The sequence below is a fragment of the Nonomuraea cypriaca genome, from assembly GCF_015645445.1.
GTDB classification, from domain to species: Bacteria; Actinomycetota; Actinomycetes; order Streptosporangiales; family Streptosporangiaceae; genus Nonomuraea; species Nonomuraea cypriaca.
The window spans coordinates 1-13,624 of record NZ_JADOGI010000089.1 but is presented as its reverse complement, the minus strand read 5'-3'; the positions used below and the strand labels follow the sequence as shown (position 1 = coordinate 13,624).

Genomic DNA, 13,624 nt, shown 5'->3' with positions numbered 1-13,624 from the left:
TAACGACTGAGCAAGAGCGCCCGACGACGAGCCTGCCGGGCGGGGTCTTCTGCCTGCCTTTCTGTCACCGTTACCCTCTTCCGGCTCGCGGTCACCGGGAACGCGGTTGGCACCCATCCGGCCGACCTGGTCTTCGACCCCACATCCGCCTGCTGAGGATTTCGCAGCTCTGTCGCCACTACTGCCCTTCTCTTCTGACGAGGGACATCTGGACCCTCGGGAAGGCAGGACTTATCCCTAAGCCGCACCGTGATCGGTCGACAAAAAGTCGCCTTACGTGGACCGTTTTGCCTGCGGCTGGCATCGGCTAGCAGAGCCGGGAACCCCGACCCTGCGCAACCACGGACCCGAACGGGTGCCATGTCAGAACGCTATCCGCATCCAGGGCGAATGTCAGCCGGGGACTCGGCCAAAGGATCACTTTCCGTGACTTCCCATGGGTCCGGAGGTGGGGGCAAATGCCCTATACAACCGATCGACAACCCTTATGCGTACGGGAGTCCCGCCTACTGAGCAGTCCCACAGCCGCCTGGGAGGAAGTGACATGTTACCTCCGGGCCAGGGTTCCGATTTGGATCTTTCTTTACCGACTGTGACCGTAATGCTTTTCAAGATCTTCGGCGTGTCGCGGCGACCGTCACCGCGAGGGGCGTCGCGACCCCGGCCGACCGCAGCGCCCTGGCGGCTTCCGCGAGGGTGGCGCCGGTGGTGACGATGTCGTCCACGAGCAGCGCAGAGCGCGCTGGAGGCCCTTTCGCGGCGCCGCGGACACAGAGGGACCCGGCGAGGTTGCCGCCCCTCTCAGCGGAGCTCAGGCCCGCCTGGTCGGCCACCCGCCTGGCCTGGCTCAGCCCTGCCCACGGCACCGCGGGCAGGCCGGCCGCCCGCAACCGCCGCGCCACGAGCCAGGCCAGCCGCCCGACCGGATCGTGCCCCCTGGCCCGCCTGGCCCGCCGGCCGCTGGGCACAGGCACCACGGCGAACCCGCCGCGCAACACCTCCGTGTGCGCGATCGCCGTGATCGCGGTGAAGGCCACGACCTCGGCCAGCACCACCGCCAGCCCCACCGCGCCCCGCTCCTTGTAAGCCACGATCGCCCGCCGGGCCGCCCCGTCGTAGGACCCCGCCGACCAGCAGTCGGGCAGCCCCGCGGGCAACGGCCTTGGCAGGCGCCTGGCCGGCGCACCGGCCAGCGCGGCGAGGCAGCCCGCGCAACAGCGCGCCCCCTTGGCCCCGCAACCGGCGCAGGCAGGCGGAATGACAAGATCGAGTACGGCACTCAGCACCCGCCCCACGATGCCGGTGACCACTGACAATTCCAGCCCGCCCCCGAACCGCGAGATCACCCCAGGGGGAACAGCGGCGTGTTGGCCTCCGAATCGATCTTGGGGCTCCACGTCTGCCGATCCTGGTTCAGCTCAAGGATCTTGGGTTTCCCGCCGTCCATGTCCGCCTCTGCGAGAACCCGGTCGTTCAGCGCGGCCACGGACTCCAGCCGATCCTTCAGCGGCACCTCGACGGTCTCCCCGTCCCCCACGTTGATCTCGTTCAGAATCTGCCCGGCCTTGCTCTTGGCCAGCACGAACAGATGCTCGTCATCCCCCCAGGCGACGTCCTCGATCTCGTTTCCCCCCTCGGTGGTGGTCAGGGGCTGGAAGTTGCCCAGCATGACCCCGGCCGCCGCCCCGGTGAGCGCCCCGATCTGCACGGTGTTCTTCCCGGTGGTCACCACCACCCGCACACCGTCCCTGGCGATCCTGAGCCGAGTGACATCCAGCCCCTTGAGATAGGGCGCGGAAATCCTCTCAGCCCCCCGCCCACCAACAGGGTCATACCGCAAAGCAACCCCGTTCTGGATGTCGTACGTCCATAGGGAGCCATCCCGATGCCAGGATGGCGGCGTCAACTCGGCCCCCTGAATGACCTCCTGCCACTGCCCGTCCTGGGACAGACTGGCCACCGAGATGCCGGTCGAGGTCTTGGCCGCGACCATCGCGGCGCTCTGCTTGGCCAGGGCGAAGTGGGAGTGGTCCGCGCGCTGCTTCCCGGCCGCGCCGGGGACGGCGCCGCCCGGGCCGTCGTCGCGCATGTAGTGCAGCGCGCCCCTGTTGACGTAGTAGGCGCTGTCGCCGCTGTCGTCGAGCCAGCGCTGGTGGGAGTTGGGCCGGTCGCTGCGGTACAGCTCGCCGTCGACCTGGACCTCGATGCCGCGGCCCTTGGCGATGCCGTTCTCGTTGAGGCTCCACCTGATCTGGGCCATGAGGGCGTCCTTGCCGCCGGGGTCCAGCGGGCCGAGTGGGCCGGACAGGTTGATCACCACGCGTTCCTCGCCCGACCTGACGGACTCGACCTTCGTGCCGGCGGCGAAGCTGGTGAGCACCGCGCCCTTCAGCGCCGAGCTCGGCTCCTGGAGCAGGCGCTCCAGGATGGTCCGCGCGAAGCTCTCCGTCGGGCGGATCCGCAGGCGCACCCGGTCGGCGACGAGCCTGTCCTGCGTGCGGTTGAGGTAGTAGAGGTTGGTCGCACGGTACGCGCGTGCCACGTCGGCCCTGGTCAGCACGAGCCCGAGCCCCTCGGGCAGGTAGCTGACCCGGTAGCCGCCCCCCTGGGCCTTCGTCAGCTCGAAGGACCGCTCCCAGGGGCCGGTGGAGGGGATGTAGGCGTCGTCCTCGTCGATGCGGGCCACCTGGCGCGTCTTGATCTCGATCTGCTCGGTCGTCTCGTCGGCGTCCGGCTCGGTCGGGTACGCCACGCCGAACCCGTCCTCGATCACCGTCACCGGCCCCGAGGCGCTCCACTTGGCCCGGGCCTCGGGCGTCAGGTATCGGGGCAGGATCGTCGGATCGTCGGCGTAGGCGGCCATCGCGGCCTGCATGCCCCTGATGGTCTGCTCCGGCCCCCAGGTCTTCTGGGGCTCGATGGCGATCATGCGCTGGAACGGCTTGTCCAGCGGGTCGCCGCTGCCGGCGTCGGTGACGGTGCTCGGACCTTGCACGGGTATCACCGTGCAGCCGGAGCCGCCCCAGGCGACGACGGTCGCGATCACGACCACCACGCCGAGCCGCCTAGACCTCCTCATGCGCGCCCCCGTCCGCCGACGCGGGCAGCAGCACGGGCGTCATGGCGCCGCGCCACGTACGCCGCATCTCGATCTCGGGCGGCACCAGCGACAGCGGCGAGCCCTTCAGGTCGACCCCGGCCGACCTCGGGAGCGTCAGCCTGAACTGCGAGCCCTCGCCCTGCTGCCCCCACGCCTGCAGCCAGCCGCCGTGCAGCGTGGCGTCCTCGCGCGAGATCGCGAGGCCGAGACCGGTGCCGCCGATGGTGCGCGCCCGCGAGGGGTCGGCCCGCCAGAACCGGTCGAACACCATGGTGTCCTCGCCGGACTTCAGCCCGATCCCGTGGTCGCGTACCGCGATGGCCACGGCGTCCCTGTCGGCGCCCACGGTGACCACGACGTCACGGCCCTCACCGTGCTCGATGGCGTTGAACAGCAGGTTGCGCAGGATCCGCTCGACCCTGCGGTTGTCGATCTCGGCCATGCACGGCTCGTTGGGCAGCCTGAGCTCGAACCGGGTCGTGTGCCGCTCGGCCAGCGCCTCGGAGTCCGCGATGGCCCGCAGCACCACGTCGCGCACGTCCACGGAGTCGAGGTCGAGCGTGGCGGCGCCGGCGTCGTAACGGCTGATCTCCAGCAGGTCGGCCAGCATCGACTCGAACCGCTCCAGCTGGGCCTGCATCAGCTCGGCCGAGCGGGCGGCCATCGGGTCGAAGTCCTCGCGGGCGTCGTAGAGCAGGTCGGCGGCCATGCGCACGGTCGTCAGCGGCGTGCGCAGCTCATGGGAGACGTCGGAGACGAACTGGCGCTGGACCTGCGACAGCTCCTCCAGCTGGTGGATCTTCAGCGCCAGGTTGGCGGCCATCTCGTTGAACGAGTTGCCGAGGCGGGCCAGGTCGTCCTCGCCGCGCACCTTCAGGCGTTCGTCGAGCTTGCCGGACGCCAGGCGTTCCGCGGCCTGGCGGGCGAGCCGTACGGGGGTGACGACCTGCCGGGCGACCAGGTAGGCGATGGCGGCGAGCAACAGGACGAGCCCGAGGCCCACCACGACGATGGCGAGCCGGACGTTGGACAGCAGCTCCTCTTCGTCGTCGAGCGGGAAGAAGTGGTAGACCTCGTAGTTCTCGCCGCTGGACGGCTCGTGTACGACACCGCCGACCACGTACGTGAGCGCTTCCTGGCTCTGGTCGGGGAACTTGATCCGCTCGATCGCGTGGACCGGCTTCTCGTACTCGAACTTCAGCACGAGGCGCTGCAGGTCCAGCCGGAGGTCGGCGGGCACGTTCTGGGGCACGACGCTGCCGGACGCCCGCGACCTGCCGGGGCTGGCCGAGTTGAGTATGAGCACGTCATAGCGCTTTTCCGAGCCGTCCTCACCAGCCCCGGTGACGGCGTCCATGACGTCGTCCAGCGGGTTGGCGGAGACCTTGCCGCCCTCCGCGGCCTTGACCTCGTCGGACTCGGGGGCGAGCGCGTCGGCGATCTGCAGGCGGTCGGCGAACGCCTCGCTGACCGAGGACTGCGTCCTGCTCTTGATGACGGACTGGTTGATCTGGGTGGACAGGAACGCCCCCAGCACGACCACGACGACCACCGAGATCACCAGTGTGCTGGTGACCACCTGGATGTGCAGCGAGCGCCGCCACACGCTGCGCGTCCTGCCCGCCGCACGACGAACCCGCCGGCGAACGCCGCCGAGAATCTGGCGGAGTGTCCGTCGGCGGAACCTCTTGTTCGTGGTCGGGGGCATGGCAGGGGCAGGGGCAGGCTAGGCCGGGCCGGCTTTGTAGCCCACCCCGCGGACCGTCACCACGATCTCGGGGTGTTCGGGGTCCTTCTCGATCTTGGCCCTGAGCCGCTGGACGTGGACGTTGACCAGCCGCGTGTCGGCCGCGTGCCGGTAACCCCACACCTGCTCGAGCAGGACCTCGCGGGTGAACACCTGGCGCGGCTTGCGGGCCAGCGCGACGAGCAGGTCGAACTCCAGCGGCGTGAGGTTGATCGTCTCCTCGCCGCGCTTGACCGAGTGGCCCGCCACGTCGATGGTGATGTCGCCGATCTGCAGGATCTCGGGGGTCGGCTCGTCGGTACGGCGCAGCCGCGCCCGCACCCTGGCGACCAGTTCCTTCGGTTTGAACGGCTTGACGATGTAGTCGTCGGCGCCCGACTCCAACCCCAGCACGACGTCGATCGTGTCGCTCTTGGCCGTGAGCATGACGATGGGCACGCCCGATTCGGCCCTGATCCGGCGCGCGACGTCTATGCCGTCGGCGCCCGGCAACATCAGGTCGAGCAGCACCAGATCCGGGCGTGTATCCCGGAACGCGTCCAGGGCCTTGTCGCCGTCGGAGACAAATGACGGCTCGAAGCCCTCTCCCCGCAGCACGATCCCCAGCATCTCGGCGAGAGCGGCGTCGTCGTCGACGACCAGCACGCGACCTTTCATGGCCCCTCATTCGTTCTACGCATTGTGGGACATACCCGCACGATCGCTGAAGGTTACCCTTGGTAGGCCCATGAGTGGGACATGAGCCCCGCAAAAGGCGAATTTTAGCTCCGCCCCTCGCGACCGCAATCTCAGTCTGCGGTAACTGAGCGACTTTCTGCCATCCCCGGACGCGAACCTTGACCGGATTCGCCGGAGAATGCGGGCAAGATGGGCCGGCGAATGGCCTCCGTGACACCAATGGCCCGCCCAGCATGCCAGGATTGGGATATGTCAGACGGTCACGGTCCCCCGCCCGAGACGACGCCATCAGGTTGGTCGGCCGAACAGCCCCCGCCCTACAGCGCACCGCAGGCTTCCCCGTGGACCGCGCCCGGCTCCCCGCAGCAGGCGCCGTACGGGCAGCCGTGGGGGCAGGCTCCCCAGCAGCCCCAGGGGCCCCGAACACCATATCCGCCCCAGCCGCAGCCGGGTTACGGCTACATGCCGCCACCGCCCGCGCTGCGGCCCGGCATCATCCCGCTGCGCCCGCTGGGGCTCGGCGACCTGCTCGACGGCACGATCAAGCTCATCAGGTCCAACCCGAAGGCCGTGCTCGGCCTGTCGGCCGTCGCCGCGCTGCTCGTCGCCGTGCCGCTGGCCATCGGCCAGGTGCTGCTGCTCAACTCCATGGGCTCCGTGCTGAGCGACCCCGACAGCACCCCCGCCGACCTCGCCGGCTTCTACGGCTTCCTCACCGAGTACGGCGGCACCCTCCTGTCGTACGCGGTCCAGTTCGTCGTGGTCACGCTGCTGACCGGCGTGCTGACGCGCATACTCGGCCGGGCCGTCTTCGGCGGCGCCATCACGGCGGGCGAGGCCTGGCAGCTCGTCAAGGGCCGGATCCCCGCGCTGTTCGGCGTCGTGGGGCTGATGGCGGTCATCATGATCGTCCCCATGATCCTCTTCGTGGTGCTCCTGGTGGCGCTCGCCGCGAACACCGGCCAGGACGGCCTCGGCCTGCTGGCCCTGCTGGTGATCGCGTTCGTCATCCTGTACATCGCCTACTACCTGTTCTTCAGGACCCGCTTCGCGTTCGCGGCGCCTGCCGTGGTGCTGGAGGGCCGCGGCCCGATCGACGCCATGCGGCGCTCATGGAACCTCGTGACAGGCAGCTTCTGGCGGGTGTTCGGCATCCTGCTGCTCACCTCGGTGATGGTCGCGCTGGTGGCGGGCGTGTTGTCGGTGCCGTTCACGCTCGCGGGCACGCTGTTCGGCGTGCTCGGCGTGGGCTCCGTGGCCACGAGCGTGGTGTCGGCCGTGCTGATCGCGGCCGGCACCACCCTCGGCTCGATGTTCACCTACCCGTTCGAAGCCGGGGTCGCCGGCCTGCTCTACGCCGACCGGCGGATGCGCGCCGAGGCGTTCGATCTCGTGCTGCAGACCGCGGCCATCGAGCAGCAGCGCCAGGGCTGGGTGCACGCCTCGGCCGACGAGCTCTGGCACCCGTCCAACTCGGCCAACAGGCAGTGAGCGCCGCTGTGAGCTCGGCAGTGGGGGCCGTCCTGAGTCCGATCGGCAGAGGGGAGGGCGCGGGCCGCGCCGCGGGCGAGCTGATCAAGCCGGAATACGAGAAGGAGTCGCTGGTCGACCAGATCTACCGGCACGTCATGCAGTTCCTCGGCGACCTGCTGGACGCGGCGACGGGCGGCGGCACCGCCGGCGGGATCATCGCGGCGGCGGTGATCGTGCTGATCCTCGTCGGCCTGATCGCGCTGATCTCGTGGCGGCTGCGCAAGACCGCCCGCAAGAACGCGCTCGCCTCGGGCGGGCTGTTCGGCGAACGGGCGATGAGCGCCGCGGAGCACCGCCGGGCCGCGGAAACGCTGGCCGCCGAGGGGCGCTGGAGCGAGGCCGTACAGGAGCGGCTCCGGGCCATCGCGCGTGACCTGGAGGAGCGCGCGCTGGTCGACGGCATGCCGGGGCGCACGGCCGACGAACTGGCCGCGGAGGCCGCCGTCGCGCTGCCCGCCTTCGCCGATGAGCTGGCCGCGGCCGCCCGGTCGTTCGACGATGTGACGTACGGTGGCGTGCCCGGCACGCGGGAGGCGTACGAGACGATGAGCGGGCTCGACGGCCGGCTCCGCCAGGCTCGCCCAGTAGCCCTCGCGACCACGGCGGCGGCGCCGGGAGGCATGGCGTGAGCGTCGTCACCGGGCCGCCCGAGGTCGGCGGGTCCTACCCCACCAGCCCCACCGCGCGTTCCACGTGGCGGGCCGGGCGGCTCGTCGTGCTGCTCGGCGCGCTCATCGTGCTGGCCGCCGTAGTCGGCGTGCTGATCAGCCCGGACAGGGGCCCGTCACGCCCGCTCGACCCGCAGGACACCTCACTGGCCGGCTCCAAGGCGCTGGCCGAGCTGCTGCGCGCCAGGGGCGTCACCGTGGACCGGGTCGACTCCGTGGCCGCGGCGGTCGAGAAGTCGGGGACGGGAAACCGGCTGCTGCTGATCACCGACACCGCGTACTTCGACGAGTTCCGCCTGGCCGGGCTCGACGGCGACCGGCTGATCGTCGGCGACCTCTACGGCCTGGACATCCTGGCCCCCGGAGTGCGCAGCGGGTACGGCGAGGTGCCGCGCACCCGTTCCCGCGAGCCCGCCTGCGCGCTGCCCGCCGCCACCGCCGCGGGCACCGCGTTCATGGGCGGCGCCGCCTTCCGCGGCCCTGCGGGGGCCGTCGGCTGCTACCCGGCGGGCGAAGGACACGCGCTGGTCACGTTCCCGCGCGACGGCGGCGTCACCACGGTCGTCGGCGACGGCGCGTTCATGACCAACCAGCACCTGGCCGAGGACGGCAACGCGGCGCTCGCGCTCAACCTGATCGGCACCGGCAGGGCCGTGACCTGGCTGGTGCGACCGGAGACCCCGCCCCCGGGTCAGCTGGCGGGCGAGCGCGGCGAGACGATGTACGACCTGATGCCCGAATCCGTCCGCTGGACCGTGTTCATGGCGATCGTCGCCGTGCTGCTCACCGCGTTCTGGCGGGGCCGGCGCCTGGGGCCGGTGGTGACGGAGCGGCTGCCGGTCATCGTCAGGGCGGCCGAGACGGTCGAGGGACGCGGCCGGCTCTACCGGGCCAGACGCGCCAGGCAGCGGGCCGCCGAGGCGTTGCGGGCGGGCACGATCGACCGGCTCACGCCCAGGCTCGGGCTCGGCGCAGGCGCGGGACCGCAGGAGGTCGTCCCGGCGCTCGCCGCCCGTACCGGAGAGGATGCGGGGCGGCTCGGGGCGGCGCTCTTCGGACCCCCGCCCACGGACGACTCCGGGCTCGTCGGGCTGGCCGGATACTTGGACTTCATCGAAAGGCAGGTCAGTGAACTCTGAGGAGACTTACCGCGTGACGACCTCGGCCGACTCCGCCAGGGAGGCACTCGGCGCGCTGCGCACCGAGGTGTCCAAGGCCGTCGTCGGGCAGGACGCGGTCGTGACGGGGCTGGTCATCGCGCTTCTGTGCAAGGGGCACGTGCTGCTCGAAGGCGTGCCAGGCGTGGCCAAGACGTTGATGGTACGCACGCTGTCGGCGGCCCTGTCCCTGGACTTCAAACGCGTGCAGTTCACGCCCGACCTGATGCCCGGTGACGTGACCGGGTCGTTGATCTATGACGCGAGGACCGCGGAGTTCGAGTTCCGTGAGGGGCCGGTGTTCACCAACCTGCTGCTCGCCGACGAGATCAACCGCACCCCGCCGAAGACGCAGGCCGCGCTGCTCGAGGCGATGGAGGAACGGCAGGTCAGCGTGGAGGGCTCGGCCCGGCTCCTGCCCGACCCGTTCGTGGTGTGCGCGACCCAGAACCCCGTCGAGTACGAAGGCACGTACCAGCTGCCCGAGGCGCAGCTCGACCGGTTCCTGCTCAAGCTGACCGTGCCGTTGCCGCCGCGCGAGCAGGAGATCTCGGTGCTCGAACGGCACGCCCGCGGCTTCGACCCCCGCGACCTGTCGGAGGTAAAGGCGGTCGCGTCGGCCGAGGACCTGGCGGCGGGCCGGGAGGCGGTCGCCCAGGTTCACGTGGCGCCCGAGGTGCTCGGCTACATCGTGGACGTGGCCCGCGCGACAAGAAACTCGCCGTCGCTGCAGCTCGGCGTCTCGCCCCGTGGTGCTACGGCCCTGCTGGCGGCCGCGCGGGCGTGGGCGTGGTTGTCCGGGCGCCCGTACGTCACTCCCGACGACGTGAAGGCGCTGGCCAGGCCCGCGCTCCGGCACCGCGTCCAGCTCCGCCCCGAGGCCGAGCTGGAGGGGGCGACCACCGACGGCCTGCTGGACGGCATCCTCGCCTCCGTCCCGGTCCCACGCTGATGACTCCGACTGTCGTGGTGGCGGCGCCGGCCTCGCTCGGGAACGCGGCGCCGGCCGGGAGCGGGAACGCGGTGGTGGGCTGATGGCTCTTACGGGGCGTGCCGGGCTGGTCGCGGTGGCCGGGATCGTGGTGGTGTTGTTCGCGCCGCGTCCTGGGGCCGCGCTGGCCGGGGTCTGTCTGCTGCTGGCCGCGGCGATCGTGGTGGACCTGCTGTTCGCCGGGGCGGTGCGCCCGCTGCGGTTCCACCGCTCCGGCGACACTCTCGTACGTCTCGGGCAGCGCGCCACGGTCGAGTTGATCGTGGAGAACCCGGGCGGCAGGCGCGTACGCGGCGTGCTCAGGGACGCCTGGCAGCCCTCCGCGGGCGCCACCCCGCGCGTCACCGAGCTCGACGTGCCCCGGGGCGAGCGCCGCAGGATCGTCCTGACGCTGGAGCCGACCAGGCGCGGTGACCGGTCGTCGACGGGCGTCACCGTGCGCTCGCTCGGCCCGCTCGGCCTGGCCGCCCGCCAGGGTGACCACCAGGCGCCGTGGACGGTACGCGTGCTGCCGCCGTTCCTGTCTCGCAAGCACCTGCCCTCCAGGCTGGCCAGGCTCCGCGAGCTGGACGGCCAGCATCCCGCTCTCGTACGCGGGCAGGGCACCGAGTTCGACTCCCTGCGCGAGTACGTGGTGGGCGACGACGTGCGTTCCATCGACTGGCGGGCCACCGCGCGCCGCCATGACGTGGTCGTACGCACCTGGCGCCCGGAACGCGACCGCCGTGTGCTGATCGTGCTCGACACCGGCAGGACCTCGGCGGGCCGGGTGGGCGACGCGCCGGTCCCCATGGCGGGCGCCTGGGCGACCGGCGGCGGGCTGCTGGTCAGGCCGGAGCCGCGGCCGACGCCCGGCTGGCCCCGGCTCGACTGGTCGATGGACGCCGCGCTGCTGCTGGCCGCGCTCGCCGCGCGGGCCGGCGACCAGGTGGACTTCCTCGCCCACGACCGGGCCGTACGCGCCTGGGTGAGCGGGGCGTCGCGCACCGAGCTGCTGTCGTCGCTGGTCAACGTGATGGCGCCGATCGAGGCTGAGCTGGTCGAGGCCGACTCGCAGGGCATGGTGGCGGCGATCCTGTCGCGGGCCAAGCGGCGCTGCCTGGTCGTGCTGCTCACCGACCTCAACTCGGCGGCGCTGGACGAGGGGCTCATGCCGGTGCTCCCGCAGCTCTCCTCGCGCCATCTGGTGCTGGTGGCCGGGGTGTCCGATCCGCGCGTCGCGGCCATGGCGTCCCGGCGCGGGTCGGCCGAGGAGGTCTACGACGCGGCGGCGGCCGAGCACACGCAGCTCGAACGCCGGCGCATCACGGCCAAGCTGCGGCGGCACGGGGTTGAGGTCGTGGACGCGCCCCCGGAGGACATCGCACCCGCCCTGGCGGACGCGTACCTGGCGCTCAAGGCCGCAGGCCGTCTCTGACGCCGGTCAGGTCGACCGGGGCGGCTCTGACGCCGGTCAGGTTGATGAGGCCGCTCAGGTCGATGGGGCGGCTTTGACGCCGGTCAGGTTGATGGGGCGATGTCCGGGGCGCGTTCGATGTCACCGGTCTCGTTCTGGCGTACGGCGCGCCGCCCGAAGAGGATCACGTACGCCAGGAAGACCAGCTCGGCGAGCACGCCGATGCCTACGCGCGCCCACGTCGGCAACCCGGACGGCGTCACGAACGCCTCGATCAACCCCGACGCGAACAGCACCACGACCAGCCCCAGCGCCACGCTCATCACCGCCCGCCCCTGCTCGGCCAGCACCTCGACCCGCCTGCGCGGCCCGGGGTCGATGACCGTCCAGCCCAGCCGCATGCCCACGGCGGCCGCCAGGAACACGGCGGTCAGCTCCAGCAGCCCGTGCGGCATGATCAGGCCGAAGAAGATGTCCAGCTTGTCCCTGGAGGCCATGAGGCCGCCGGAGATGGCGACGTTCTCGGCGTTCGCGTAGAGCGCGTACGGGATCGGGAGGCCGAGCACGACCGAGTAGACGATCATCTGAGCCGAGAGCCACGCGTTGTTGGCCCACACGAGGCCGGCGAAGGAGGAGGCGGGGTTCTCGGAGTAGTAGTCGGCGAAGTCGTGCTCGACGAGCTGGGTGATCTGCTCGGGCGAGGCGATCGACGCCTGGACGTCGGGATTGGCCGCCACCCACGCGCCGATCAGCCAGGCCACCGCCAGGGACGCCGCCGAGGCGGCCAGCCACCACCAGCGCGCCCGGTAGGCCACCACGGGGAACGACACCGTGAAGAACCTCGCCAGCTCTCGCCAGGCCGGCGTGTGCGCGCCGGTCACCGCGGACCTGGCCCTGGCCACCAGCGCGGACAACCGCCCGGTGAGCGTAGGGTCGCCGGAGGAGGAGCGGACGATGGACAGGTGCGTCGCCACCCGCTGGTAGAGGTCGACCAGCTCGTCCACCTCTGCGCCCGTCAGCGACGAGCGGTTCTTGACCAGGTGGTCGAGCCGGTCCCATGCGGGGCGGTGAGCTGTGACGAACGCATCGATGTCCACCTGAACATTGTGGCCGCTCGATCAGTGGCACATAGCCGTTAGGCTCCACATATGTCAGAGGTTGTGACCGGCGATGCCGTCGTCGTCGAGGTGCGGGTGGCCCAGACGCCCTCGCGCGCGCTGGCGATCATCATCGACATGGTCGTGCAGATCACCGTGCTGTTCGGCGCCTACGCCATCGTGGGCGCGTTCGCGCCGATCTCGGACCCCGCCATGCTGCAGGCCACCATGATCGTGCTGGTCGTGCTCGCGCTGGTGGGCTACCCCGTGCTCTTCGAGTCGTTGAGCAGGGGTCGCAGCCTCGGCAAGCTGGCGCTCGGACTCCGGGTGGTCAGCGACGACGGCAGCCCTGAGCGCTTCAGGCAGGCGTTGTTCCGCGGGCTGGCAGGGGTGGTGGAGTTCTGGCTGCTCTCGGGTGCGCCCGCGCTGATCGCCTCGCTGGTGTCGCAGCGGGGCAAGCGGCTCGGCGACGTCTTCGCGGGCACGATCGTGATCTCCGACCGGGCGCCGCGCGACCGCGGGCAGTGGATCATGATGCCGCCTTCGCTGGCGCACTGGGCGGCCACGCTGGAGCTCTCCCAGCTCCCCAGCGAGGTGGCGCAGGCCGCCAGACAGTACCTGTCGCGATGGCACGACCTGTCGCCGCAGGTCCAGCACGAGATGGGCATCCGGATCGCGACCCAGGTCGCGTCGTTCGTCTCGCCCGCCGCGCCGGCCGGGGTGCCGCCGCACGCGTACCTGAGCGCCGTTCTCGCCGAGCGCAGGAGGAGGGAGCAGGAGCGTTTCGCGCGGCAGGCGGCGCGGGGCGCGTACCCACAGACCACTCCCCCACCGCCCTACGCACACCCGCAGCCCGGCCCTCAGCCCTACACACAGCCGCAACAGAGCCCTCAGCCCTACGCGCAGCCGCAACCGGGCTCCCAGCCGTATACGCAGCCGCAGTCGTACCCGCAGCCGGGTCCGCAGCCGTATTCGGGAGGCAACGGGGCTCGCCGGCCGCCGGCCGCACCCGCACCGGAGCCGCCGCAGGCAACTCCGGGCGGGTTCGCACCCCCTCAGTGAGCCCACCCTTCGGAACCCTGGGGAAGTCACCCTTCAGAACCCTCCCCTTTGGGGGGGAGTCACCCCAAGGGACCCCAGCCACCCCTTGGAAGGGCGAAAGCCTCGTCCAAGCGCAGGAAGCTCGCTTCCTGCGAAAAAAGAAGCCTCTTCCAAGCCTTTGACTTTGATGGGGGGGTCGCGGGGGGCATGCCCCCG

Annotated in this window: 11 protein-coding genes; 6 read left to right on the top strand and 5 right to left on the bottom strand. The window is 71.1% G+C overall.

The features are described 5' to 3' along the window. Nucleotides 1-608: 608 nt before the first annotated feature. The 4 genes from ITP53_RS27165 to mtrA are packed head-to-tail and all read right to left on the bottom strand — an operon-like array spanning nucleotide 609 to nucleotide 5,504. Entirely contained in the window at nucleotides 609-1,346 is a 738-nt protein-coding gene (locus ITP53_RS27165; RefSeq protein WP_328815888.1) for a ComF family protein, read from the bottom strand. Continuing rightward, entirely contained in the window at nucleotides 1,343-3,079 is a 1,737-nt protein-coding gene (locus ITP53_RS27160) for an LpqB family beta-propeller domain-containing protein (protein WP_195898285.1), read from the bottom strand. The genes ITP53_RS27165 and ITP53_RS27160 overlap by 4 nt, the downstream gene beginning before the upstream one ends. Then, entirely contained in the window at nucleotides 3,066-4,808 is a 1,743-nt protein-coding gene (gene mtrB / locus ITP53_RS27155) for an MtrAB system histidine kinase MtrB (RefSeq protein ID WP_195898284.1), read from the bottom strand. The genes ITP53_RS27160 and mtrB overlap by 14 nt, the downstream gene beginning before the upstream one ends. Before the next feature lie 18 nt (nucleotides 4,809-4,826). Beyond that, a complete protein-coding gene (gene mtrA / locus ITP53_RS27150) occupies nucleotides 4,827-5,504 on the bottom strand; it encodes an MtrAB system response regulator MtrA (RefSeq protein WP_043620615.1) in 678 nt (225 codons plus the stop codon). Between the two features lie 270 nt (nucleotides 5,505-5,774). On the opposite strand from mtrA, the gene ITP53_RS27145 reads away from it, so the two are divergent. From ITP53_RS27145 to ITP53_RS27125, 5 genes are all read left to right on the top strand, one after another. Then, nucleotides 5,775-7,016: a proline-rich domain-containing protein gene (locus tag ITP53_RS27145; RefSeq protein ID WP_195898283.1), complete on the top strand. Its 1,242-nt coding sequence runs from the start codon at nucleotides 5,775-5,777 to the stop codon at nucleotides 7,014-7,016. An 8-nt stretch (nucleotides 7,017-7,024) separates the two neighbouring features. Further along, entirely contained in the window at nucleotides 7,025-7,687 is a 663-nt protein-coding gene (locus ITP53_RS27140; RefSeq protein ID WP_328815883.1) for a DUF4129 domain-containing protein, read from the top strand. Further along, on the top strand, nucleotides 7,684-8,865 hold the full coding sequence (locus ITP53_RS27135; RefSeq protein ID WP_195898282.1) for a DUF4350 domain-containing protein: 1,182 nt from the start codon (nucleotides 7,684-7,686) through the stop codon (nucleotides 8,863-8,865). Before ITP53_RS27140 ends, ITP53_RS27135 begins: the two co-directional genes overlap by 4 nt. A 13-nt stretch (nucleotides 8,866-8,878) precedes the next feature. Beyond that, entirely contained in the window at nucleotides 8,879-9,835 is a 957-nt protein-coding gene (locus ITP53_RS27130; protein WP_328815880.1) for an AAA family ATPase, read from the top strand. 82 nt (nucleotides 9,836-9,917) lie between these two features. Next, a complete protein-coding gene (locus ITP53_RS27125) occupies nucleotides 9,918-11,291 on the top strand; it encodes a DUF58 domain-containing protein (RefSeq protein WP_195898280.1) in 1,374 nt (457 codons plus the stop codon). Nucleotides 11,292-11,374: 83 nt separating this feature from the next. Here the strand turns inward: ITP53_RS27125 and ITP53_RS27120 are convergent, their stop codons facing one another. Further along, nucleotides 11,375-12,367, bottom strand: coding sequence for a stage II sporulation protein M (locus ITP53_RS27120; protein ID WP_195898279.1), 993 nt, complete (start codon nucleotides 12,365-12,367; stop codon nucleotides 11,375-11,377). A gap of 51 nt (nucleotides 12,368-12,418) precedes the next feature. Between ITP53_RS27120 and ITP53_RS27115 the strand changes: the two genes are divergently transcribed. Then, nucleotides 12,419-13,429 carry an RDD family protein gene (locus ITP53_RS27115; protein WP_195898278.1) on the top strand — a complete coding sequence of 337 codons (1,011 nt, stop codon included), beginning with the start codon at nucleotides 12,419-12,421 and terminating at the stop codon, nucleotides 13,427-13,429. Nucleotides 13,430-13,624: the final 195 nt, after the last annotated feature.

Excerpts from the sequence above, each read along its gene's own strand:
- ITP53_RS27160 (WP_195898285.1), bottom strand. The coding sequence starts at position 3,079 with ATGAGGAGGTCTAGGCGGCTCGGCGTGGTGGTCGTGATCGCGACCGTC.
- mtrB (WP_195898284.1), bottom strand. The coding sequence starts at position 4,808 with ATGCCCCCGACCACGAACAAGAGGTTCCGCCGACGGACACTCCGCCAG.
- mtrA (WP_043620615.1), bottom strand. The coding sequence starts at position 5,504 with ATGAAAGGTCGCGTGCTGGTCGTCGACGACGACGCCGCTCTCGCCGAG.
- ITP53_RS27145 (WP_195898283.1), top strand. The coding sequence starts at position 5,775 with ATGTCAGACGGTCACGGTCCCCCGCCCGAGACGACGCCATCAGGTTGG.
- ITP53_RS27125 (WP_195898280.1), top strand. The coding sequence starts at position 9,918 with ATGGCTCTTACGGGGCGTGCCGGGCTGGTCGCGGTGGCCGGGATCGTG.
- ITP53_RS27115 (WP_195898278.1), top strand. The coding sequence starts at position 12,419 with ATGTCAGAGGTTGTGACCGGCGATGCCGTCGTCGTCGAGGTGCGGGTG.